The organism is Bifidobacterium sp. WCA-178-WT-4B (assembly GCF_009696495.1).
In the GTDB taxonomy this organism is placed as follows: domain Bacteria; phylum Actinomycetota; class Actinomycetes; order Actinomycetales; family Bifidobacteriaceae; genus Bifidobacterium; species Bifidobacterium infantis.
Genome location: NZ_VULV01000006.1, coordinates 75642 through 99518, shown reverse-complemented (window position 1 = coordinate 99518; position 23877 = coordinate 75642). Strand labels below are relative to the sequence as shown.

General features: G+C 53.6%; 16 protein-coding genes. 7 read left to right on the top strand and 9 right to left on the bottom strand.

Annotated features, from left to right (window positions below; genetic code table 11):
- Nucleotides 1-116 precede the first annotated feature (116 nt).
- Entirely contained in the window at nt 117-1058 is a 942-nt protein-coding gene (locus tag FYJ31_RS05920) for a glycosyltransferase family 2 protein (RefSeq protein WP_012578603.1), read from the bottom strand.
- A gap of 147 nt (nt 1059-1205) precedes the next feature.
- Between FYJ31_RS05920 and FYJ31_RS05915 the strand changes: the two genes are divergently transcribed.
- Nucleotides 1206-2333 (top strand): acyltransferase, encoded by a 1128-nt coding sequence (locus tag FYJ31_RS05915; RefSeq protein ID WP_154536249.1) that lies wholly within the window; start codon nt 1206-1208, stop codon nt 2331-2333.
- 39 nt (nt 2334-2372) lie between these two features.
- On the top strand, nt 2373-4043 hold the full coding sequence (locus FYJ31_RS05910; RefSeq protein WP_229773871.1) for a DUF6020 family protein: 1671 nt from the start codon (nt 2373-2375) through the stop codon (nt 4041-4043).
- A gap of 40 nt (nt 4044-4083) precedes the next feature.
- Here FYJ31_RS05910 and FYJ31_RS05905 read toward each other — a convergent pair whose 3' ends face one another.
- From FYJ31_RS05905 to FYJ31_RS05890, 4 genes are read right to left on the bottom strand one after another with little or no spacing between them, the layout of a single operon-like run.
- Nucleotides 4084-5772: a DUF6020 family protein gene (locus FYJ31_RS05905; protein ID WP_326831185.1), complete on the bottom strand. Its 1689-nt coding sequence runs from the start codon at nt 5770-5772 to the stop codon at nt 4084-4086.
- Between the two features lie 22 nt (nt 5773-5794).
- The gene (locus tag FYJ31_RS05900; RefSeq protein ID WP_154536247.1) at nt 5795-8836 is read right to left on the bottom strand and encodes a DUF4422 domain-containing protein; all 3042 of its coding nucleotides are present in this window, start codon (nt 8834-8836) and stop codon (nt 5795-5797) included.
- Nucleotides 8837-8895: 59 nt separating this feature from the next.
- Entirely contained in the window at nt 8896-10161 is a 1266-nt protein-coding gene (locus FYJ31_RS05895; RefSeq protein ID WP_154536246.1) for an ABC transporter ATP-binding protein, read from the bottom strand.
- 2 nt (nt 10162-10163) lie between these two features.
- Nucleotides 10164-10997 carry an ABC transporter permease gene (locus tag FYJ31_RS05890; RefSeq protein ID WP_308219196.1) on the bottom strand — a complete coding sequence of 278 codons (834 nt, stop codon included), beginning with the start codon at nt 10995-10997 and terminating at the stop codon, nt 10164-10166.
- A gap of 138 nt (nt 10998-11135) precedes the next feature.
- Here FYJ31_RS05890 and FYJ31_RS05885 point away from each other — a divergent pair, with 138 nt between their 5' ends.
- Complete coding sequence (locus tag FYJ31_RS05885; protein ID WP_154536244.1) at nt 11136-13022, top strand: DUF4422 domain-containing protein; 1887 nt, start codon at nt 11136-11138, stop codon at nt 13020-13022.
- A gap of 79 nt (nt 13023-13101) precedes the next feature.
- On the opposite strand, the gene FYJ31_RS05880 is transcribed toward FYJ31_RS05885, so the two are convergent.
- Nucleotides 13102-14346, bottom strand: a complete 1245-nt coding sequence (locus FYJ31_RS05880) for a nucleotide sugar dehydrogenase (RefSeq protein ID WP_154536243.1) — start codon at nt 14344-14346, stop codon at nt 13102-13104.
- A 344-nt stretch (nt 14347-14690) separates the two neighbouring features.
- Here FYJ31_RS05880 and rfbB point away from each other — a divergent pair, with 344 nt between their 5' ends.
- Nucleotides 14691-15716: a dTDP-glucose 4,6-dehydratase gene (gene rfbB, locus FYJ31_RS05875; protein ID WP_154536275.1), complete on the top strand. Its 1026-nt coding sequence runs from the start codon at nt 14691-14693 to the stop codon at nt 15714-15716.
- Between the two features lie 11 nt (nt 15717-15727).
- Here rfbB and FYJ31_RS05870 read toward each other — a convergent pair whose 3' ends face one another.
- Together FYJ31_RS05870 and FYJ31_RS05865 are read right to left on the bottom strand one after the other, a co-directional pair.
- Nucleotides 15728-16936, bottom strand: coding sequence for an acyltransferase (locus FYJ31_RS05870; protein ID WP_154536242.1), 1209 nt, complete (start codon nt 16934-16936; stop codon nt 15728-15730).
- Nucleotides 16936-19011: a DUF4012 domain-containing protein gene (locus FYJ31_RS05865; RefSeq protein WP_162859150.1), complete on the bottom strand. Its 2076-nt coding sequence runs from the start codon at nt 19009-19011 to the stop codon at nt 16936-16938. Before FYJ31_RS05865 ends, FYJ31_RS05870 begins: the two co-directional genes overlap by 1 nt.
- A 491-nt stretch (nt 19012-19502) precedes the next feature.
- Between FYJ31_RS05865 and FYJ31_RS05860 the strand changes: the two genes are divergently transcribed.
- The 3 genes from FYJ31_RS05860 to FYJ31_RS05850 all read left to right on the top strand — a co-directional run bounded on the left by FYJ31_RS05860 (nt 19503) and on the right by FYJ31_RS05850 (nt 22938).
- On the top strand, nt 19503-20993 hold the full coding sequence (locus FYJ31_RS05860) for an ABC transporter permease (protein WP_154536241.1): 1491 nt from the start codon (nt 19503-19505) through the stop codon (nt 20991-20993).
- On the top strand, nt 20990-22111 hold the full coding sequence (locus FYJ31_RS05855) for an ATP-binding cassette domain-containing protein (RefSeq protein ID WP_174774315.1): 1122 nt from the start codon (nt 20990-20992) through the stop codon (nt 22109-22111). The genes FYJ31_RS05860 and FYJ31_RS05855 overlap by 4 nt, the downstream gene beginning before the upstream one ends.
- Nucleotides 22112-22233: 122 nt before the next feature.
- Nucleotides 22234-22938, top strand: a complete 705-nt coding sequence (locus tag FYJ31_RS05850) for an HD domain-containing protein (protein WP_154536240.1) — start codon at nt 22234-22236, stop codon at nt 22936-22938.
- 70 nt (nt 22939-23008) lie between these two features.
- Here the strand turns inward: FYJ31_RS05850 and FYJ31_RS05845 are convergent, their stop codons facing one another.
- Nucleotides 23009-23869: a class II glutamine amidotransferase gene (locus tag FYJ31_RS05845; protein ID WP_032743842.1), complete on the bottom strand. Its 861-nt coding sequence runs from the start codon at nt 23867-23869 to the stop codon at nt 23009-23011.
- Nucleotides 23870-23877: the final 8 nt, after the last annotated feature.

Sequence of the window (23877 nt, the reverse complement as noted above, 5' to 3'; positions counted from 1 at the left end):
CCTCTTCGGCGTGTCGCCCTCCCCCACCCAAGAAGCATCCCTCATCGGCGCGGCATCGGTGCCGGGACAACAAAAAACTCCTTCCTTGCACAAGGAAGGAGCCAATGGGGAAACGGCTATCTGCGTCTCAACATGGCGAAACTGTTGGACTCGACGATGAACGCCTTGCGATCGTTCTTGGCCATGACATCAAGGACGACACCCGTCACGAACAGCAGCAGCCCGGCGATGACAAGCATGACCGCTCCGATCAGCGTGGGGAATCGGGCCACCATGCCGGTGTTCCAGAAGTCCACCGTCACCGTGCCGCACAGCACGACGCCAATGATGCCGAGGACGCAGCCGATGCCGCCGAAGAATGGGAGCGGCTTGTATTCGCGGATCATGCGGAAAATGGTGCCCATCACCTTGATACCGTCGCCCACAGTATCGAGCTTGCTGACCGACCCCTCGGGGCGATCCCGATACTGAATCGGCATCTCATAAAGGCGGAGGTTGTTGTTCAACGAGTGGATGGTCATCTCGGTTTCGACCTCGAAGCCGCGCGACAACACAGGATAGGTCTTGACGAAGGTGAACGAGAAAGCCCGGTAACCGGTCATAATGTCGGTGACATTGGCGTGGAACAAGCCGTTGATGGAACCGCGAACCAGACGGTTGCCGAAGTTGTGGAAGGGCCTCTTGTTCTCCTGGAAGTACGTGGAGCTCAGTCGGTCGCCGATCACCATGTCGTAGCCTTCGAGGACTTTGTCCACCATGGCCGGCGCGGCGTCGGCGGGATACGTATCATCACCGTCGGCCATGACATACACGTCAGCATCGATGTCTTCGAACATGGCGCGAATCACGTTGCCCTTGCCCTGGCGCGGCTCCTTGCGGACGATCGCGCCTTCGCCCGCCGCTATCTCGGCGGTGCGGTCGGTGGAGTTGTTGTCGTATACGTACACGTCGGCATCGGGCAGCGCCGCTTTGAAGTCGCGCACCACCTTGCCGATGGTGACTTCCTCGTTATAGCAAGGAAGAAGCACCGCAACGGAAACGTTCGAATTCTCAAGCATACGTCTTACTATAGCTTCTGTGCTGCCGATTTTGGATTTTGCATGAGTCTGTCACATTCCTGCCCCCTGTGCAGAATGAAACGTGGAAGATGAAGAGTTGTGCGGACACGTGCGAATACAATCATTAGAGGGATGTGATACAAGCGAATGAAAAAACGTGTAGTCGGTTATGACATCATTAAGTGTATTGCAATGTTTTTTGTGGTAATGCTTCACTACTCGTTTTACACGAAATTCTATTCAGACGGACTCGCCGGAACGGCAATCACCGTATTATGCGTAGTGTGTGTGCCACTGTTCTTTGCCGTGAACGGCGCACTGCTTCTTCCCCGAGATATGAATACGGTGAAGCATTATCGGAAAACATTGAACATCATCATTGTGGTTACGATATGGAGATTGCTTGCCGCAACATTCTTCACCCTTGTTGACGGATCACACCCGGTGACATTAAAGAATCTCGCCATCTTCTTACTTGGCGGAGGATTTGGAGATTATCCGACTGGATATTTCTGGTTTATGAACGCTCTGATTGCAGTTTATTTGGTCTTACCCGTAATGAAGATGGCCTTTGATGCAGAACAGAAGATCGCATTCCATGCACTATTAACGGTTTTGGCTGCTTTCACAGTGGGTAAAGATTCCCTGAAGCTAGTCCTACAGATGGCAGGAACCACAACAAATCATGATTTTGCTTCGATTATAAATCCCCTTGGAGAATTCTACATCTTCGGCTCGTATGGATACGTTTTACTGTATGTCTTAGTCGGAGGTGTGATTGGAAGATATCTGAAGCAAACACGGGAAGAGAGTACCGATGGCAATGCTCTGCATTTTTTATCCAGAATCTCCCCAGGAAAAGCATGCGTCGGTATTGCAATCTGTTACACGCTAACACTGTTAATCCAACGATATCAACATGCCACACATGGCACTAATTTAACCGTGGACAATGGGTACTGGTTGTTACCAACATTCATTGCAACGGTACTGATCTTACTGACGTTAGGCCAAGCGGACATTCAAGGCACTGGGGCCAAGTTCTTCCAAATTGTCGGCATGAACACATTCGGCGTATACATGCTTCATCTAGCGGGACTCGTATTATTGAGCCGTTTGCAGTCGTTATCGTGGTTCGAATTCATGGGAACCATGAACTCAATTGCAGTGACTATGCTAAATACATTATTGTGCGTATGCGTATTTGCTGCATGCCTTGCAACGTCCGCACTACTCCGGAATATTCCATATATCGGACGGTTGTTTACTTTGTGAACAAGCATGTATAGCCCCTATGGAGAAAAGAAAGCGACAATGAATCAGCTGAAAGCATTAAAGAGAATCGAGCCACGGATCTTAGTTCCACTGACTCTTGGCATAATGTTCGCCCTAGGGGATGAATCTTCCAACCCCAAAGGCTACATCATGCAGGGCAGAGAATCATTGATTGTAAAAATAGTGGTCTTCTGCGTCTTGTTCTGTGCATTGTTCCGAACCATGGACATTCTTATTCACAGAATATACGCCGCAAAAGATAGGTCGTGCGAGAGACATTGTTCAGGGTTCTTCGAGTATGGCTACGCCATAAAACCATGGCTGAAAAATGCGGCAATAATCGCTACATGTTGGCTGCCATATGAATTTTGGCTGTTTCCTGGTGTATATTGGTCGGACACTTCGAAACAACTTCTTATTCATTACGGGGCAGAACGATTCACTGACCACCACCCCTTCACCTTAACATACATCTTTGGCTGGTTCGCTGATTTCGGCCAACAAGTTTTTCACAATCCAATTTATGGATTATATTTATTGATTGCCATACAGCTTATTGCCGCACCATTAGTTTTCTCTTGGATGCTTTTGTATACAAGGAAGATGGGCATTCCGCAATGGTTATGCCACGTGGAATTGGCATTCTTCGCATTGTTCCCATTCTTCCCGGTGATGTTCTCTTCACTAGCAAAAGACACTATTTCCGTACTGTTTTTCATCCCCTTCTGCATACTGTTCATTGATGGTATTCGCACCAAGGGCACGTCTCTGGTGAGGCCGGGAACTATCATCGCACTGACGTTATGCGGTTTGTTGACTTGTCTGACAAAGAAGGCAGGCATGTATGTGATAATCCCATCAATGCTGCTGATGTTTCTGATTGCAGGAGTATCAAAGAAAGCAAAGACCATTGCATTCGCCATTGGAACCGCGATTGCTGTTGTCATGATAATCATCATTCCTAAAACCGTCATGCCGACACTCGGCATCACCCCGGGAGGTAAGCAGGAAACCATACCGTTTGCTATTCAGCAGGTTGCACATGATGTTAAGTACAATAATAAGGACATCACACCCCAAGAAAGAAAACTAATTTCTGATTTTTTAACCATCGATTACAAGAATATTCCCACTGCATACGATCCGCAGATTGCTGATCCAATAAAGGGAACCAGTCTAAGGAATCCCGAACTCTTCAATGATTTCATTAAGTTGTGGCTTAAGAAGACTGCGGAACATCCAATTGGTCATCTTGAAGCATGGATGGGGCTGGTACATGGTTGGTTCAGCTTCTCCAACAATGATGGTTCGCCAAACGATATGGTGGTTTGCACTGAATCCGCATGGTATTACGAACCTATTCTGAAATACGTTCCGCAATGGCCACTGAAGGCGAACAGAAGCGATACCGCACGTTCCGTGTACAACATGGAACAGAGTCTGCCTATATTAAATGCCCTGTTCTCCCGTGCGTTATGGGCATCTATTCTGCCATGCTTCATGCTGTACCTAGCCTTACGGCGCGGTAAAGGCAAATGGAGCCGTGTGGCTTCAATGCTTCCAGTAGATATGTCATTCGCCTACTCACTGTTGGTGCCCGTGTCTGGCATGGGCGGGGAGCCAACACGATATGTGCTACAGCTAATCTGTATCGCGCCATTATTCCTTGCATTTATGAGCACGACGACTAGGTCTGACACAATCAGGTAATCAACAATAAGAGGTGGGACTGCAATCCCACCTCTTATTGTCATTGTTCAGGCTCGCCTTGTTCCAGCAGGGACAATGAAATACAGAGGAACAATGGGAGCGTGTATACAAGCGGAAGCACGTAACGGACAGCCTCTCCATAGGCAGATGTAGGTCCCGCAACCAGTGTGAGCAGGGTAACCATGATCGGCATGTTGAGAATGAGCATACGCCACCAGCTTCTACTTCTCACTGAGACAAATATAAGGAAGAATGGCAGAATGGACGCCCATAACGATTTCTGGAACAGAACACCTGCTATTGGCAACGTTAGCAGCGTCTGTTCGTAGAATCTTCCAAAAGCCTGTCCGCCTTTAGTGGAGTCCGGCCATGACATGAACTGGTTCACTCCCGGATGATGATGAGAAGAGCCCGATAATACCACCATGCTATTCTGCTTCGCTCCGTCTTTTGAGGCAACGGCAAACGAAAACCAAGATGCAGAAAGGCCAGCCCAGCCAGCGGCCATATCCGTAGGATGCGTCAATAACTGGCGCAACCAGAGTTTCCCGAGTTTGTGGACGTCTTCCGGAGGAATACGTTGTCCTTTGATGGGGTCAGATACATACCAGCAATATGCCCCGCGCAAACGTTCAGTATCTTGTTGATATATTTCCTGAATTTCATCAAGCTCTTTATTACTAAGGGAACTCGGATGATTGCGCACGACATTCGCTACTTGCTGCATGGGAACAGCAAGCATTTCACTATTTTCCCCAGGTTCAATATGAAGAACGGGGAAAATGAATGTTGGAGCGATTAAACCTACAGTAAGATATGGAATAAGCGCGATGGCCACCACTCCCGCTTTCAGAAGCCATGTCTTCACGATGAATGCCAGCAGCAGAAGACTGAGCATGATAACGTACATGCCAGTTTTTTTGACGGCAGAAGCAAACACTGTATCAACAATCAACAATACGTCAAATAAGGGTGATGCGAGGACATTACCTCTTGTCATCCATATCTCGCAGAACATGATTGAGAAGAAGACGAAAAGAGGTGTTGCAATAGTATCTTTCGCTAAACTCATTGCAAGACAAGGAAGAAATGGGAATAACGCAAAAAAAGCGATTACGATAAATCGTATCTTCCAAGGAACCTTGAATCGTGTAAGATAGCATGTCATTGAAGCAAGAGAAAGCGCAGAAACTGCTGCTTGCAAAATCACTAATATATATAATCCATATACAGCATTATCCAATAGGGATTTACCCAGGACGGCAAAGAACCCCAAGAGGTAAGTAAGCGCGAATGGATGGTGATCAGTAATTGGTGTGTTCGGATCAAAAAACTGGACAAGCTGCCATGAAGTATCAAACCAATAGGTTCCAGGGAAAAATATGACAGCATAAGGAATCCAACATATACTGATTATTCCCCATGAGACTATGACAGACTTTAGCGACCAGTCGAGTTTAAGATGCTTGCAAAAGTCAAATGGCGTATCGAGGTTACAGGGATGTCTCTTTATTTTCTTTGCCAGTTTTATGGCACCGTGAAATATGATGACGAATAGTGCCGCAAAGAAGATGACATCCGCATAAAGGATGATGTTCCTTATCTCCAGCGTTCCTCCATGGACTCCAACAAAGGAACACACTCCGAACAATACGCCTAGAAGAATCGGCACAAGGTAGGCGACTCGTTTCGACGTTCTTACTACTCGACCTTTTAAGCCTTTGTTCACAGTGATAACCTTCCCACCAGCGTCAACGCCTACCGCGGATTACACGCGCAACGGCTTTCAATACGTCGCGACGTCTGGAACCAATAGGCATCAATGGATCAACAAACTTACGAATCGGATTATCTTCACCAACTGCACGCTCATGATTCGGCAAGAAAACTTCTTCTGGAATCTGTGGCTCGTTTGCCAGTATCACACGCTTAATTAAACGTTCGTAGAATGGTGTCTCACGGGCATAGTCCCAATACATCGAAGCGTAATCACAATCCGGGTCCACCCAAGGTTTCTGATAACCGGCGTAATGGATAATCTGCGGATTGCTGCGCGATTTTACGTAGGCGTCATAAACATCATTGGGTGCCTGCGTAAACAGGCTGCCAACGCGCCCACCACAATCGTGCACCACATTCCACTCCCACGGAAGGTATAGCACTTTGCCCTCGCAATATGCGTTCAACACATCCTGATCATTGTAGATGTAATTTGGGTTCGATGCGTAAGTGAGCCATTGCCCGATAGAGTAGCGATTGCGCATCCCCTTCGTGTTGAGGACCAGCACTCCAGCTTGGAAGTAATCGTATGGATTCTTCATCTTCAGCACATCCTTCGCATATGACATACGCTTGCCGTGCTTCACGTTTAGGTTGCCAAGGAAGTCGATGTCGCGGACAGCCCCTAACAGGTTGTCCTGAAGATCGATGTCATACAGCTTCGCAATATCACCAACGATAATGATGTCGGAATCGAGATAGAGCACCTTGTCGTAATTCGGCAGGAGTTGCTGAATGAGGAAACGGTAGTACGTTTCGATACTGATATGTGCATTGTTTGTGGACAAATCGTAGCCAGACAGCTCACGTTTCACATTCAGGAACCGCAGACTCATGTTCGGAAACTGCTCGAAGAAGCGCCACATACGCTCTTGCTTGTCCCCTGCGATATCCCGCTGCAACACTACAACATCATAGAAATATGACGGATCAGCATTCTTCATAGCCGAATAAACCGTAGTGGTGAGCTGTGGAACATAATTATCATCCGCGGCGAACACGACTGGAACGATCGGCTTGTCGAACACATCAAGCGGCTTCAGCTCTTCAGCGGGTTCTGGATTGGTGAAGTGTACGCACTGCAGTTCTTTGAACCGCCAGTTGGAATCGACGCGCTTGTGGTGTAGCAGGTAGATGTTCAGCAGACGCTCGGAAAGATGCCCGGGCGTGCGCAGGGCTTCCCTGCTGTAGTGGCTGTAGTCGGTGTTCCTGTCGAATTCCTCAAGGATTGGGAACATCCAGGAGCAATAGTCGAAGAAGATTTCCCTCTTCATGATGAACATGTTGCAGAAGCAGGCTTTGTTGCCCTCGAAGAAGGCCTTCGCATCCTCCTTGTAATCGGGGTACATGCTGCACAGGATCTGATAGCAACGCTTCAGATCATCATCGTAAAGCAAGGGAGCAGCCTCCCACAATGCACGCGGAGTCCCATGCTTGTCAATGATTTCCTCAAGATTGCCGAAGGGTGTGGTGATAACATCGTACTGCTTGACCACTTTGGCGATGTTGGCATCGTTGAGACCATATTTTCGTGCGGCTTTCGCATCGATATAGTCATCCATGATTTCGCCATACGGATTCTCCTCATGCGGGGTTTCGGAGAAATCGAAGTACCTGCGGTAATGGCAGAAACCGTAGTAATCGGCGTTGATGTTCTTCCATGCCCAGTATTGCGTAGTGAGTTCGCAATAGCGTGGATTGCGTTCGGAAATGTTTTCTCCGTCATCATCATGGAACGCCCAAGGGAAACGGTAGCTGCCCTCGCGCAGGCCTACCTGTACAGGCTGCATGATGACGCTATCGAAGGTGTCGACGTTCTTATGCGTGGTGACGAAGAGACGAATGCGTTGCTCGTTGTACTTCTGGAACGTTTCCGTATTGCAGGTCTTTTCAGTGAGCTCAGACATATGATGGGTGGCGACCTGTTTCATTTCATGGAATCGGATAGAATCTTCGGATATCTGATCGGCGGGAACGGTGATGGCATTGGCCATTGCGAGCCAGTTCGGTAAAGTATCGTCCGGGGCAATCAATTGATCTGCGGAAAGCAGAGCGTAGGCTTTATCACGTACGAAGCGGTAAATCTCTCGACCGGTGATTGCCGGGCCGAAGACCTCCTGCATGGATTCCAACGCTTCGGCTTTCTCATCTTCGGGGATACGAACAGCCCAGTCGTTCGCGAGAATTTCGGTGGCTTTACGCTGGAATCCCTGTGCACATGAACGCAACATGTCGGAATGCTGTGCGTCGGCGAACTCGTATGACGCATCGAAATCCGCCTTGAAATGTTCACAGTACTTTGCGTATTTCTTTGCGCTGATGGTGTTGGTTCCGCTGATGCCTCGTCCGTAGTAATACACGTATCCGCGGCAGTGTTTGCAGGAATGGTAGGTCTTCGCGAAGGCGGAAACGACAAAACATTCATAGCCGTCCTGGGAACGTCCGAGCCTGTCCTTGGTCATCGCGGCAAATGCTTGCTTGAGGATGGAAGTCTTGTAGAGGCGCTGGGTTACGCGCCAATCCACTTTGTAACCTCGGGACTCATCGAAGATATCGCGAACGATATCCTCTCCCGATGAATCTGGTATCTCGGTATTGTTGAATGCTTCAAATGCTTCCTGTTCGGATTGCAGAAGGTCATTGGCACCGATTACCGTCAGACCATAATGAAGAATATCTACGGGGTGCTGAGACAATTCCTGCACGAGCTGTTCGCACATGTCAGGTTTCAGTGCATCATCACCGTCAAGGAAGAACGTGTATTCTCCGGTAGCGGCCTCTGCTCCGGCCATGCGAGTGCGATGAGTGCCCATGTTAGGATTGTTGGCAATCACGCGAATGCGGGGATCCTGCGTGGCGGCAGCCTCTGCGATCTGGGCCACGTCGTCGGTACTCGCGTCATTGACTACAATTGCCTCGATGTCGGAGAACGTCTGATTCCGTACGGAATCAAGGCATTCCTGCAAGTACGAACCAACGTTGTAGGCAGGAATGACAATTGAAATCTTAGGCATTGATTCTTCCTTCAGGGAGCATTGATTTGCAATATTGATGCTAGATGACCTTTACATATTTAATCGTCATAAGAAATGAGATGCATTCGCATGGCACGGTCATTCAACAAGGCATAATCTCTCGTATTAGCTTTATCTCTGACAGCGAAAAGCAAAGAATTATCGTCATTAGTATAAGCAATCATATCCGTTCGCTTATCATCTTCTAAGTTCTCAGTACGGAAAGAACCTACAAGACGAAATTCGCCGTTATTAAACAAAGCGAGGGGCATATCCATGTGTAAAATATGATGACCCTTCTGAACTTTGAGGTTCTTCTGACCTGAATCATAGGGGATTCCGCCACGTTTAATATCGTTCATTGCAATTGCGATGTAGCCGTCATCGTCATTGTATTCGTATTCAATGTCGAATTTGAAAGTATCAGAACAATTAGCAACAGTTGGTGAAACCGGAATGAATCGGAATGTGGGGACACGGTCGTTGAGTCCTTCTGGATGTTCATTCTTTTTCGGACGACTGTGCTTTTGGTCACTTCTGATGTTTTCGAGAGTGTATTGATCAGCAACTGAGTCTTTATCTCCCGAAGCAATGATATTGCCATCTTTGATTAAGATAGCTTTATTGCAATAACGTTTCACTGCGTCCATGGAATGCGTAACCAAGATAACAGTTTTTGTCGGATCCCTCTTGATTTTAGTGAAGAAATCATCGCATTTGCGTTGGAACGCCTCATCGCCGACGGCGAGCACTTCGTCGAGTACCAGAATATCGCCCTGTGCCTTGATGGCTACGGAGAAAGCGAGACGGACCTGCATGCCGGAAGAATAGTTCTTGAGCTTCTGATCCATGAAATCTTCGAGCTCGGCGAATTCCACGATGTCATCGTACATGGCATCGATTTCCGTGCGGGTGAAGCCGAGCAACGCGCCATTCAGATACACATTTTCACGGCCGGTCAGCTCAGGGTGGAATCCCACGCCAAGTTCAATGAACGGGACCAGCTTGCCCTTGACGGTGACGGACCCCTGCTCCGGAGTGTAAATCTGAGAAATAATCTTCAACAGTGTGGACTTTCCTGATCCGTTACGCCCAACAATGCCGAAAAAGTCGCCCTGCTGCACCTCGAAATTGATATCGCGCAGCACATGTTGCTCGGTATAGCCTTTGATGCCTTTCGTCCAATTCAGAAACGCCATCTTCAGGCCGGTCGCCTGCTCGGTGGGTAAACGGAACATCTTGGCCACATGGTCGACTTTGAGCACCACCGGACGTTCGTCCACGGTTTTCTCCTGCGTCTTCTCAGTCATTGCAACTTCAGCCATAATCAGAGCACCTCCGCGAACTTGGAGCTGTACTTGCGGAACACATGAATACCTAGGCACAAAATAAAAACAGACAACACATATGGCAGCAGACACAGCAGCCTGTTATCAACCATGGTCCACACTGTTGGCACGTATTCCGGGGAAAGCAGATTGTGACGAATATCCATGATTATCTGTGTGGAAGGATTCAGCATGAGCAATTTACCAGCCCAAGAGAACTCCGGATTATTGACCACCATCGAAATCGGGTAAATTATAGGCGTGGCGTAGAACATGGCTTGCAGCACGACCTCCCATATATGCGCCACATCACGGAAGTACACGAACAGCGAGGCGAGCAGCAATGCCACGCCCAATCCTAAGCAATACAGCTGAATGATGTTGAACGGCACGAGCAACACGCGCCAAGTGTAGTGCGCATGGGCGAAGAAGCCGAACAGGAGCACCACGCATAGGTTGATGCCCAACGAAATCATAGAACCCATCGTGGTGGACGCCACGATGATGTAATTCGGGAAGTGTACTTTGCGTAGCAGATCACCACGTCCAACGATGGATTGCATGCCCATGCTGGTTGATTCGGAGAAGAAGCTCCACAAACAGGTACCGCATAGCAACGAAATCGGGAAGGTTGGGGTGCCATCCGAGAACTTCAGGAACTTCACGAACACCACATACATCACGGCGAACAACATCAACGGCTTCAGCACGGACCATACCATGCCCAGGAATGATCCCTGATAGCGCAGCTGGAAGTCGGTCTTCACCAGTTCCTTGAAAACCACCATCGCGTAGTGGTACCTCTTCTTGAGGCTCTCAAAAAAATCTTTCACGAACATTCCATCCTACTAGTGCGAAGCGTTTGGACGCAAAATCATGTGGCAGTGCGGTTGATGCGCTCTCCTTCGACAGTACTCTCATATATTCTAGTGAGGAAAGGACGTTTGTCTTAGTAAGGCGGAATATCTCACATGGTTCTCACAGCGGAACAGCACCATTCGAACATCCGAATCTTCGTGTCGGCACATAAGCAGGCCACGTTTCCCAAGGGGGAGAGCATTCTTCCGATGCAGGTAGGCGCCGCTCACGCCACGACCCGTTTCCCGAACACCTTGCATGACGATGAAGGCGAGAACATCTCTGCCGAAAATCCGCGGTATTGCGAGCTGACCGCGCAATACTGGGCTTGGAAGAACGAAGATGCCGATTATTACGGTTTCTGCCACTATCGTAGATATTTCGATTTCACGGATACCCCACATAAGGAAAACGATTACGGCGAAATCATTGACTCATATATTGACAGTCGCACGATTGCCGAATATGGCATCAACGACAAGGCGATCGCACATGCAGTGGACGGATGGGACATCATCACCACACCATTGAACGATGTTCGTCGTATCGGCGGATTTTCAAACCTTAAACAGCATTGGGACGCCGACGAGCATCTGCGGCTGAATGACTTACGCCATATGTACGACATTCTGTGCGAGCGGCATCCCGATTACAAGATGGATGCCGATGCCGTACTCAACGGCCGCACCGCAGCATTCTGCAATATGTTCATCATGAGGAAAGAAATCTTCTTCGAATACAACGAGTGGCTATTCCCATTGCTTGACGAATTCGCAATGACCACCGACTTCAGCAAGATGGACATGCAGACCACACGCACCGTCGGCCATCTCTCCGAACGGCTTTTGAACATCTTTATCGCACACAAGCAGCGCACCGGCGCAGACTGGAAAATCAAACGACTGCAATGCGTGCATTTTCTGCATCCAGAGCCGACCGCGATACTGGAACCGGTAGGGCAGGAGCGTGGACGTGTGGTGCCGGTGGTGTTCGCCGCGGACAACAATTACGTCCCGATGCTCACCACCACCATCTATTCAATGCTGAAGAACGCTTCCACGAATCGTATGTATGACGTGATCGTACTAGAACGAAACATAAGCGACGAGAACAAGCGCTACATGCGGCAGTTCTTTGCAAGGTTCTCGAATGCCCTGATTCGTTTCTTCGACGTGAACCGCTATCTCGCCGGATTCAATCTCACTACCAGCAATGCGCACATCAGTATTGAAACATATTATCGTTTCATCATTCAAGAAGCGTTGCCATTCTACTCGAAGCTGCTGTATCTGGACTGTGACCTGGTGGTCAATGGCGATATCACCGAACTATTCGATACCAAACTCGGAAGCAACGCTATCGCTGCAGTACCAGATATTGATTTCATTGGAAATCTCAACATGAAGAACGGTAAGCGTGCTGAATACGTTCATAAGCAGTTGCACATGCGTGACGCATATGGCTACTTCCAAGCCGGTGTATTGGTAATGAATCTCGACCGCATGCGCAAGATTCACACAGTGCACGAATGGCTAGAAATCGCTTCCAGACCGGGATACATATACAATGATCAAGACATTCTTAACGTAGAGTGTGAAGGTCTTGTCACATATTTGGATTATTCGTGGAATGTGATGCACAATTGTGCAGGCCGCATTGCTGGAGTGTTCGATTTCGCACCTGCCTCCATGTACAAGGCGTATATGCAATCACGTAATACGCCAAAAATTGTGCACTACGCGGGCTTTGATAAACCATGGGAAAATCCATGGTGCGATTTCGCACCGCTGTACTGGAGCTATGCGTGTGAAACGCCATTCGCGGCACAAATGGTTGCCGCAATGAGCGGCGTGGAACGCCCCGCCCCACCAGAACACCACGAACGCGCAATTGCCGAAGACAGCCCTATGCGCAAGTATGTGGATGTGCTGGCTCCGGTCGGCTCCAAACAACGAGAACTGCTGAAAGTGATAGCGCGCAAGGCGCAGGGCAAACGGTGAGACAGGCAGACAAGTCACCGGTTGTTGACGGGGGCTTCGTGTCCTCGTCAACAACCGACCATGGTTTCACAGGGAAGAATTAGTCCCTGCGAAACAGATCGCGGGTGTAGACCTTGTCGCTCACGCCCAGCAAATCGTCATTCCAACGGTTGGCTACGATGGCAGACGAGCGGGTCTTGAAATCAGCGAGATCATGGGTAACCTCACTGCCATGGAAATTGGATTCGCGCAATGTGGGCTCATAGATGAGTACAGGGATGCCGTTCGCTTTGAACTGCTTCATAACGTCTTGGATGGCGGACTGACGGAAATTATCGGAACCGGACTTCATGGTCAATCGGTAGATACCGATGATAGGGTTCTGAACATTCCTGACAAGTTCCATCACCTCAGAGGCTACGAATTCCTTGCGGGTACGATTTGCGTCTACAATGGCCTCAATGAGGTTCTGCGGAACCTGACTGTAATTGGCTAACAGCTGTTTGGTATCCTTCGGTAGGCAATATCCGCCATAGCCGAAGCTGGGGTTATTATAGCCGTCACCGATGCGGGGATCGAGGCAAACACCCTCGATGATTGCACGCGTGTTGAGTCCACGGCTTTCCGCATAAGTATCCAGTTCATTGAAATACGCCACACGTAACGCTAGATATGTGTTGGCAAATAGTTTGATGGCCTCAGCCTCGGTGACGCCCACCACCAATGTGGGAATTCCGGTGCTGCCATCATGATTAACGCGAGACATCTCAGCGGGATCAGCACCTTCAACGAGCAGGGACGCGAATCGACGTGCCGCTTCGACAGACTCAGTATCATTCTGCGGGGCGCCGACGACGATGCGGCTTGGATGCAGATTGTCGTACAACGCGTGTCCTTCACGTAAAAATTCGGGGGAAAAGAGAATACGATCATCCTGAAGGTTCTTACGTAACTGTTGCGTATATCCAACCGGTATGGTGGATTTGATGACAATCCAAGCATTCGGCGCATATCGTCTGACCGATGTAATCGCCGCTTCGACACTGGACGTATCGAAGTAATTTTTCTTTTCGTCATAGTTTGTCGGCGTGGCGATCACCGCGAAATCAGCATCTCTATATGCCTCCTGCGGATCTAGCGTGGCATGAAAGTCAAGTATTCTTTCGCCAAGAGTGCTTTTTTCCAAGAAATCAGTAATTACAGAATCGACAATAGGACTTTTCCCATTGTTTAACTGCTCGACTTTCTCGGGAATGATGTCGAGTGCATGAACTTCATTGTGCTGAGCGAGCAGCAAAGCGACAGACAATCCAACGTAGCCAGTCCCTGCAACCGCAATCTTCATAGTGTCAGCCTTTCCTTACGCAACCCTAAGATATTGTAGACGCAGGTCACTGCAACGAATCAACGTAGCCAGCATCTTCCAAATCGCACATGCCGACGTTCATCCTGTACGGGCGAACCGGTAACCAATGCACATTTCTTGATGGGTCTTGCAGAACGACGAGCGAATACGGCTAAGGAGCATCCCGAAAACGTAATTATCGCGTCATTCGTGAAAATCAAAACACGTCAGCTTCCAAGGACAGAAGAGGCACGAAAAGCTCGCACGGACGCAAGATGGCGTCCGCACCCGGACCCGAACCCCCAGCCGTTGGCATGCGACGGTATGCTGGAATGGTGAACAGCATGGCGTGCGGCGGCGTATTCGGGCCGCGTAATATTCTGGTGACCGGCGGATGCGGCTTCATTGGCGCGAACTTCGTGCGATACGTGGCGCGGAACCATCCGCACGTGCACATCACCGTGCTCGACAAGCTGACGTACGCCGGCAATCCGGAGAACATCGCCGGCCTGCCACCGTCGCAGGTCGATCTTGTCGTGGGGGACATCTGCGACGTCGCGCTGTTGGAGCGTATCGTGCCCGGTCATGACGCCATCGTCCACTTCGCCGCGGAATCGCACAACGACAACTCCATCGCCAATCCGGAACCGTTCATCCGCACGAACGTGGAAGGCACGATGCGGCTGTTGGAGGCCGCCCGGAAACACGACGTGCGCTTCCACCACATCAGCACCGACGAGGTATACGGCGATCTGGCGTTGGATGATCCGGCGCGTTTCACGGAAGACACGCCGTATCGCCCCTCAAGCCCGTACAGCGCTTCGAAAGCGTCGTCCGACCATCTGGTGCGCGCATGGGTGCGTACATACGGCCTGCGCGCCACCATCTCCAACTGCTCCAACAACTACGGCCCATACCAGCATGTGGAGAAGTTCATTCCACGGCAGATCACCTCCATCATGGAGGGCGCGCGGCCGAAACTGTACGGCACCGGCGAGAACGTGCGCGACTGGATACATACGGAAGACCACTCCCGCGCGGTGTGGGCGATCCTCACCCGCGGGCGCATCGGCGAAACGTATCTGATCGGAGCGGACGGCGAGATGAGCAACATCGCCGTGCTGCGCATGATCCTGCAGCTGATGGGCCAGCCGGAGGATGCGTTCGACTGGGTGCGGGACAGGCCCGGGCACGACAGGCGATACGCGATCGACGCATCCAAACTGCGCGCCGAACTGGGCTGGTCGCCGATGCACACCGATTTCGCCGGCGGACTGCGCAACGTCATCGATTGGTATACGGAACACCGCGACTGGTGGGCGCCGACCAAGGAGGCCACCGAGGCCCGCTACCTCGCGCAAGGGCAGTGAAACGACGGCTGCTACGGGCGGCCTTCCCGCGGCAGAGCGACGTTGCGCAGCAGACGCTGCACAGGCTTAAGCACCACGGTATCGGCAATCACCGCAAATAGCAGCGCCGCGAGCAACGTGACGGCGAACATCAGCACGCTGATGCCCGCGTACGACCATCCGTCCGTGGGCGCGGGAATCCGCGGGCCGATCAGCACCTTGGACAGGGGCGAATGCACCAGATAGATCGTGTAGGAGTACCCCGCCAGCCAGGTGATCGCCTTGCGCAGCCGCGCCGACGCCGGATGCACGTCGTACCGGAAGAACAGGAACACCGCGGCCACCACCACCGCGAAGGAAACCGTGAGCGTGCGGCCGACCTGAATCTGCTGGCCGGCGAACAGGTACGGCGTGGCGACGGTCCACGCCAGGGCGAACGGAGCCAACGCGTACAAACCGTGCCGCGCCCGCGTGGACGGCGGATAGTATTCCAGCACGAAACCGAGCAGATAGTAGACCAGCAGCCCCCGCCAAGGGAACGACTGCAGGAACGTCAACGGGTATCCGGCAAGATTGCAGATCTGCTCGGCGGCGGCCACGGCGGCGGCCAGGCCGATCAGCAGCCAGGCACCCGACCGGCCAATCGCGCGCATCATCGCGGCCAGGAACGGCGTCGCCAGCACAAACCCGGCAAGCATGAACACGAACCAATAGACGGAATCGTCATACCCGGAAAACAGATCAAACAACGTTCCAGACACAGCGCCGCCAACCGAACGATGATCAATCACCAGGTAGGCGACGAATCCCATGCCGCCCGCATACAGCAGATACGGCACAATCAGCGAGACAAAACGTTTGTAGTAGTAGCGCACGTACGGCGCGAGGCTACCGGGATCGGCTTGGCCGGCACCGCCGCCTGTCCGGGCATCAGAGCCAGAACCCGGCAGGTTGCCCGACGAGCGGGTGCTCCCCAGCCGGCCGGCGTCGCACGTCAGGTTGAACCGGCCGGACACCATGATGAACAGCGGATTGCAGACCATGAACAACGCGAACAGCACGGATCGCACCGTTTCCGCGCCGCCGGTGAGAGCCATCTTGACGGGCATGTAGTTGTTGATCACGTGGACGCCGATGACCAGGCACATCGCCACCACGCGCAGCAGATCGTAGTTCACATCGCGCGGCTTGCCGGCGACGCCAGCACCGGCGGCGTCGGAAACGGAATCGGGCATGGTCATCACATGGATCCCGCCAGGGACTTCAGATCGACCGGGCAGCTGATCTGGCTCTTCAGATTGTCCAAGGTGTCCAGGCCGGCCGAGGGATCGGAGGACGCGCCCTTATGCGCGTCGTTCTTGCCGCCGTTCGCACCATCGGCGCCGTTCGTATCCGCCGAGCACTCATCGGTCACCTTACCGTTGGAGCCCGTCTCGATGCCATCCGCATTCACCACCGGCGTGGTTACCGCGTTCAGTGGATGTGTGGCATCGCTGCTGACCCGAACGGTATAAGCAATCGTCAATTCTTTTCCGGGCTCGATCCACTGCTGGTTGAACATAATGTACTGACGGTCATACAGGCTCGCGGTGTTGGTATCCCATGAATCTATATCAGCCTGCACAGCGGTGATTTCGCCACCGTACGGGGCGGTAAGCACCACGCGGTACAACATGCCGCCGAGCACTGGATTCTCCGAGCCGCCATTAACGAAATCAGGCAACGATTCGGCCTTAGCCTTAGTCAGCGTGTTCTTCATGGTGAAGGTGACCGTGTATTCGTCACCGAGCTGATCTTCCGTAAACTGACCCAGCTGCGTGTTACGCACGGCTGTCGTGATGCGCTTATCCAGCACGCCAGAATACAGGGCGTTCTGGCTGGCCGAGACGTCACCGCAAGTCTTTGTGACCGTGGTGGAGGTCTTCAGATACCAATCCTGCTTGCCTTGCTGCAGCTCCGAAAGATAGATGCCGGTTTCAGGCACCTGACTGTCAGCAGACAGCTCACCACTGGCCTTATCGTCGATAAGTCCGGTGGCAATCAGCGCCTCCTGCTCATCCGGATCAGCCATCCATAGCTTGAAATGACCGCTAGCGCTGGTATCTCTGATTGCCTTCAACAGCGGGGATGCGGTAGAAGCATTCGCGTTACCAAGCACGTGGTTCATAATTGCTTGAGCCGCTTCGGAAACGAAGTTGTTCTGCTGCTCGAAGTCCGGGTAATCCGTGTACAGGTCTGAAGCGAAGAACGGCACCGTGGTGGTGCCATCCAGCACTCGGCCGTCCGAAAGCTTGACCTTGCCTGTGGCTCCCAGCAATGCCTGGAGGAATACGGGATCGAATGACAATACACCCGCTACGTTCTTGTCTTCGTTGCCTTTCTGATACAGCCACATGTATTTGTTCATCTGTGCCACACGCTGGAATTCGGGGTCGATGGTCGTGGTGGCCGGGTACTGGTCAAACGTGTCGCCAAATACCTGGCGCTCCTTCAGCACCGTAGCATCCATTGGCTTCTCAGGAATGTCCCAACCAGAAGTGGTGGCGAAATCACCGATGGTAATCGTGCCCTTATCTGCCGTGATTGCGGCGATGGTGCCCACCATGCCGCCCGCCGAACGCAGCTCGGCCGGGTTCTGCACCATCACCAAATACGTGCGCTTGCCGTCCTCGCCAAGCAGTTGCGGTAGCAAGTTAATGAGGCCATCGTATTCGCTGAGCATCGAATCCACGGTCTTGAGCGCAGCCTTTTCGGATTCGAGCACGGTGGCCACCTTGGCGACGCTCGGAGTCGGCACCTTGTTGAGCTTGGTGAGCTGCTGCGAGATATCCTTATGCGCCTGCTTGACGATATCCGGCATATCCATCAGGGCGCTGACGTCCACCGAGCCATTCTTCAGGGAGAAGCCCTGCAATCGTTTGGACAGGTTCAGCAGATCAGTGAACGGACCGTTGACCAGCGTATCCACGGAAGCCAGCATTTCGCGGGCAGCGGTGATGTCGCTGCCAAATCGCGAATGGTCGCGGAAGAAGTCCCACTGCGGGCCGTTCAGCTCCTCGTTGAGATCATTGGTGGCATTGACCAACTCTTGGGAGATGTCCGACAGACTCTTATCGCTGCCGCAGCCAAGTGCCGAATTGGCCAGACCTTCGGCGGATGTCAGCACACGCTGCGCATCCGTGGCCATTCTCGAGACGGATGCCGCGTAGAGCGTGCCCACACAGGTGACGCTGGCCAGCAACGTCAGCAGCAGTACAACCACCACTCGCGCCCATATCGGTGTACGGCTGACCAGCGAACGGCCGTTGCCACCCACGTGCTGGGGAGTCTTCAGGTTTACGGGACCCGTCTGCTGATTTGCAGCGCTATTCGTAGATGCGGAGCGATTGGATTTCCCGTTACCGGCATGGCGGCTTCTCCCACGCCCCACAGCCTTATGGCTCGAATGCCCTGAAGTGAATCGCATACTTATCCTACCCGAAAATCTGCTCGGCTCATACTCTTATCCAACGGCGCAAGGCCACGCTTCCGGATGCCGGACTCCGGGCGAATCCGGAATCGCAGACATGCCGGAGCACACGTGACGCCACGCATATCTCATGCCAGTGTACCGATGCCACCGAAATAGACCGAGGGTTTATCCCATACCGGGTGCAAATCCCCTCATGACCACCACATCGCTGTCGGAATGTTCTCAGACTTCATTGAGGGGTATAACAGTATTGCGCAAGAAAACGGTCACTAAACGCAACAATAGTTAAAGCCGTATTGATCTGTTCGGCTTAGGAGAACGGGAGAGGTAATTACATGTTCGTCCTCAGCAACGCCTGGCGGGCCCTGACACGTTCTAAAGGACGTACGGCCCTGACCGCGTTCATCACCTTGGCGGTCACCTTCGGCACAGTCGCCGGACTGGCCATCATTCAAGAAGATACCAACGCACACACCACCGCGTACGATCAGCAGAAGGCCACGTTGGCCATTCGCCCGACTGCGGCTACGTGGAAGAAGGTCTCCGCTACCGATCAGTCCTCCACCAGGCATTACATGACGTGGTCCACCTACAACGAGTACGCCGCGCTCATCCAGTCGGCCGTCAGCTCGCTGAACTTCACGTTCACCGAGACCGCGCCGGCGCGCGTGAACGGCGACCTGAAGGCCCTCGACGGCGGTTCGCTGGGCACGGCCGGAGACGATGCGACCGGCGGGCGGCTCATCTGGCGGGCGTTCTGGACCAAGGACGCCGCCACGGCCAGCGACCTCGGTACCTTCGAAATCGTGGACGGCAAGGACCTGAGCTACGACAACAAGTCCTCCAACCCGGACGCCACCAGCGCACTGGTGTCGAAGGCGTTCGCCTCCGCCAACGGCCTGAAGGTGGGCGACACGTTCAAGGTGGCGGCCGCCTCGGATCCCTCGACCACGGCCGAACTCAAGGTGCGCGGCATCTACCGGTACACGTCCGGATCCACCGTCGACAATCCGGTGACGGCCGCCCGCAACCGCGAGAACGCGATCTTCACCGCCTATCCGGCCTTCTCCAAGGCCGGACTCGACCCGCAAAGCGTCGACCAGAACACCCCCGGCTGGAAAGTGCCCGACCTGGACGTGACGTTTGACGTCAACAGCCCCGCCACATACCGGGCCTTGGTCGCCAACCTCAAGAAGGCCAAGCTGCCCGCCAAGGGTTACGCCGTGTCCTCCCCCTCGCTGGAGGCCTACACCGCCTCGCTGAAGCCGTTGGACAAGCTGGCCTCGCGGGCGAGGACCTATACGGCCATACTGGCCGGCGTGGGCGGCGTGCTGTTGCTCATCCTCGTGCTGTCGGGCGCATGGACGTCCAAGCGTGACGACGAGATCGGCATGGCACTGGTGTCCGGCGTCACTCGCGGGCGTTTGGGATGGCAGTTCATGCTGGAAGTGTTCATCGTCACCCTGCCCTTCTACGTAATTGGTCTGGTCGGAGGCGCGTTCGCCGCCAAGCCGATCGGACCTGCTCTGGCATCCGGCCATGCCATCCCGGTGACATCGGACCTGATTTGGACCATGGTCTGGTATGGACTGGGTTCAATCCTGATCCTGGCGATTCTTGCCGCCCTGCGCCTTGCGTTCTTCAGCGCGAACAAGCTGTTCGCCGCCGATGGCGACTGGGGCACCGTGAGCGAGACTGAGGCGATTGAAACGGCCGAAACCACTGGCGCTGCTGAGACCGATGAAGCTGCTGAGGCCACCGCTCATGATGCTGGCGAGGCCAATAAGACGACCACCACAACCGACGATGCGGAGGCACAGGCATGAGCGACAAGAACAACGATCAGGAACTCGAGAAGGCCACTGACGCAACGGCTGACGAAGTGACTTCTGAGACTGAGACGAACGACGCCATTGAATCCGTTCCAGCTGACTCCGTGCAGTTCAGCGTGACCTTCGATGACGTTGATGACGAAGGCACTGTTGACGATGGTATTTACAGCGCACTGGCATCTGCCGAAACCGGAGCAACCGACGAGACCAGCGAGGCCGAAGCAGACGCCATCGCTTCGGCCAACGCATCCGCCGAAGTGACCGAGCGCAATGCCGCCCGCGTCAACGAAACACTCCGACTGGCCAAAACCGATCACAAAGACGCATTGGCCGAGCATGCGGAGCCTCAGGGCAAAGCGACCGATCCCACCATGACGCTGGCCTCGCGTATCGATCGCGTGTTGGTGGGCGGCGGTTCCGACGACATTCTGCTCAAGACCTACCCGACCTTTGCCCTGAACAAGGTGACGGTCGCCGGTCCCAAGGGCAAGGTCAACATCCTCGATGACGCGAATTTCTCCTGCTATTCCGGGCACGCATACGCGCTGCTGATCAGCGACGACCCCGATTCGGGCATCACCGCCGACGCCAAGCGTCGCGCGCTGATGGGCGTGATGAGCGGTTTGACCACGCCGGCGTCTGGCACGGTGATGAACAAGAGCGCCAACATTGTTGAGCTCGAGCCCGTGGAACTACGCGGCCACCGTCTGGGCATCGTACCGCAGCTGCACGCCGTGCAACCGAATCTCGACGCCGAACAAAACGTGCTGTACGCCATGAATGCGTCCAACCGCAACTTCCTGAAGCCCAAGCCGGTGATCGCCCGCGAACTGCTGGCCAAGGTCGGCTTCTCCGAGGCCACCAGCGGCGTGGCCGTCGGCACGTTGCCTTTGGTGCAGCAGCGTTTGGTGGCCATCGCCCGTGCAATCAGCACCGAGGCCGAAGTGCTAATCCTCGACGAGCCGACACGAGGGCTGAACGCGGATGACGAGGTGACCGTGTTCGCCGCGCTGGCCAAGCTGGCGCACACCGGTGACCCGAAGCATTGCGTTATCGTGCTCACTGCGTCACGCGAGATCGCCGAAGCAGCCGACACACTCTTCAAGATCTGATGTTCAGACCATAGGACCCCTGTGATTCGTATTGCCGAATCACAGGGGTTTTTCAATGCCGCGGCTCATTGCCGCGCTAATCTGAGGATAAATCTGACCGTACGAGGCGAAACCTGATAATCATGACCGGATATATTCCCACACTGGAGCAGATCGACGAGTTGCACCGCAAAATCGCGCCGTCCAAGGCGGCGTACGAGCTGGTGCACACGCATTGCGTGATTGTAGCGACCATCGGCTGCCAGATCGTGCGCCGGCAGAACGCGCTGTTCACGCGCCGCTGCACATTACCGAAGGACGCGGAGGTACCGCCCACCGCAGGCGTCACCGGCGGCCATGTGCCGCCGCGTCTGCTCGACGAGCATTTAGTACTCATCGGCGGACTGCTGCATGACATCGGCACCTACCGCGTGTTCAAGCATGACGGCTCTGACGACGAACCGCTCAAATTCAGCAAGAAACGCTACATTCTGCACGGTCTTAAGGGCTACGAGTATCTGCTCGACGAGGGCGTGGACGAGTCCATCGCCCAGTTCTGCCGCAACCATACCGGCGTGGGACTTACGCGCGAGGATGTGGTGCGCCAGGAGCTGCCATTGCCACCAGCCGACTATGTGCCGATGAATCTCGAGCAGGAAGTGGTGATGTACGCCGACAAGTTCCATAGCAAGTCAGTGCCGCCGAAGTTCCTGCAGGTCGAGGCGTATACGGCCCGAGCCGAGCGATTTGGCGGAGAGAACAAACAACGATGGCTGAATCTGGTGGCCAAGTATGGCGTGCCGGATATTCCGGCGTTGGCGGAGAAGTATGGGATGCGGATGATTTGAGGCTCTAGGGCCCCCCAGTCAGTCTGTCGGCTGACAGCCCCCCTCGTCAGAGACGGCTTATGAAGCTATTTCAGATGGAACGGAGACGGTAGGTGCCGTTGCGGTTGGAGGCGATGATCATCTGGTCGTTCTCCAGCACGTTCCAGCCTTCCTGCTCATAGCCGGAAGAGGAGACCACCACACCGGCGGAGTCGCCGTTGTCGTCGCGCAGCTCACGGTAGCGCATCACACGGTAGTCGGCGGCCTGCTCGCCACGGCCGTACTCATCGTAGATTTCCACGATGCGCGGGCTGGTCTTCTCACGACCGGCGGCGCACAGGGCGATGAGCTGGTCCTCGGACTGAATCATGCAGTTGTAGCTGGACTTCGGGTAGGCTTGGCGCAGTTCGCGCACGGCCTGGGCCACGGCCTCGTCGAGCGGGAAACCGAAGCCGATGTATTCCAGAATCACCGCGAAGAAGATAGCGGAGTCGGAACGGCCGCCGGTGGAGAGGAACACACTGTGGTTCACCGGGTATGAACGGTTGGTGACGATGTTGCGGCCATTGGCGTCCGAGATATCGCCGTTGTGGATGAAGCTCAGGCCGTTCGCATAGAACGGGTGCTGGTTCTCCATGATGAGCGGCAGATTGGAACTTGCCAAGCGCAGGTGCCAGATGGCACCGCGAGACGGTTCGTCGGCCAGCGCCTCAAACGTGCTGTCATGACGGGCCGCGATGGTCGACTTGTAGATTCGGGTACCGGTTTCCGGAGTGGGTGCGCCGCCGTCGCGCACGTGCGGTGCTTCGGCGGGATCGGAAAGCTGGGCTACGCCCCAGCCATCATTGTGGATTTCAGACAGTTCGCGGAAATCGCCGACATTGTCCCGACCCAACACCGCGTTGAGGCTCAGGTTGAAGCCTGCCGTCGCGTATCCCAGTAATCTGCACATGGTATTTC

What these genes read in the sequence shown, in the direction of transcription:
- FYJ31_RS05920 (WP_012578603.1), bottom strand. Translation starts at nt 1,058, where the DNA reads ATGCTTGAGAATTCGAACGTTTCCGTTGCGGTGCTTCTTCCTTGCTAT.
- FYJ31_RS05915 (WP_154536249.1), top strand. Translation starts at nt 1,206, where the DNA reads ATGAAAAAACGTGTAGTCGGTTATGACATCATTAAGTGTATTGCAATG.
- FYJ31_RS05910 (WP_229773871.1), top strand. Translation starts at nt 2,373, where the DNA reads ATGAATCAGCTGAAAGCATTAAAGAGAATCGAGCCACGGATCTTAGTT.
- FYJ31_RS05900 (WP_154536247.1), bottom strand. Translation starts at nt 8,836, where the DNA reads ATGCCTAAGATTTCAATTGTCATTCCTGCCTACAACGTTGGTTCGTAC.
- FYJ31_RS05895 (WP_154536246.1), bottom strand. Translation starts at nt 10,161, where the DNA reads ATGGCTGAAGTTGCAATGACTGAGAAGACGCAGGAGAAAACCGTGGAC.
- FYJ31_RS05885 (WP_154536244.1), top strand. Translation starts at nt 11,136, where the DNA reads ATGGTTCTCACAGCGGAACAGCACCATTCGAACATCCGAATCTTCGTG.
- FYJ31_RS05880 (WP_154536243.1), bottom strand. Translation starts at nt 14,346, where the DNA reads ATGAAGATTGCGGTTGCAGGGACTGGCTACGTTGGATTGTCTGTCGCT.
- rfbB (WP_154536275.1), top strand. Translation starts at nt 14,691, where the DNA reads ATGGCGTGCGGCGGCGTATTCGGGCCGCGTAATATTCTGGTGACCGGC.
- FYJ31_RS05870 (WP_154536242.1), bottom strand. Translation starts at nt 16,936, where the DNA reads ATGACCATGCCCGATTCCGTTTCCGACGCCGCCGGTGCTGGCGTCGCC.
- FYJ31_RS05860 (WP_154536241.1), top strand. Translation starts at nt 19,503, where the DNA reads ATGTTCGTCCTCAGCAACGCCTGGCGGGCCCTGACACGTTCTAAAGGA.
- FYJ31_RS05855 (WP_174774315.1), top strand. Translation starts at nt 20,990, where the DNA reads ATGAGCGACAAGAACAACGATCAGGAACTCGAGAAGGCCACTGACGCA.
- FYJ31_RS05850 (WP_154536240.1), top strand. Translation starts at nt 22,234, where the DNA reads ATGACCGGATATATTCCCACACTGGAGCAGATCGACGAGTTGCACCGC.
- FYJ31_RS05845 (WP_032743842.1), bottom strand. Translation starts at nt 23,869, where the DNA reads ATGTGCAGATTACTGGGATACGCGACGGCAGGCTTCAACCTGAGCCTC.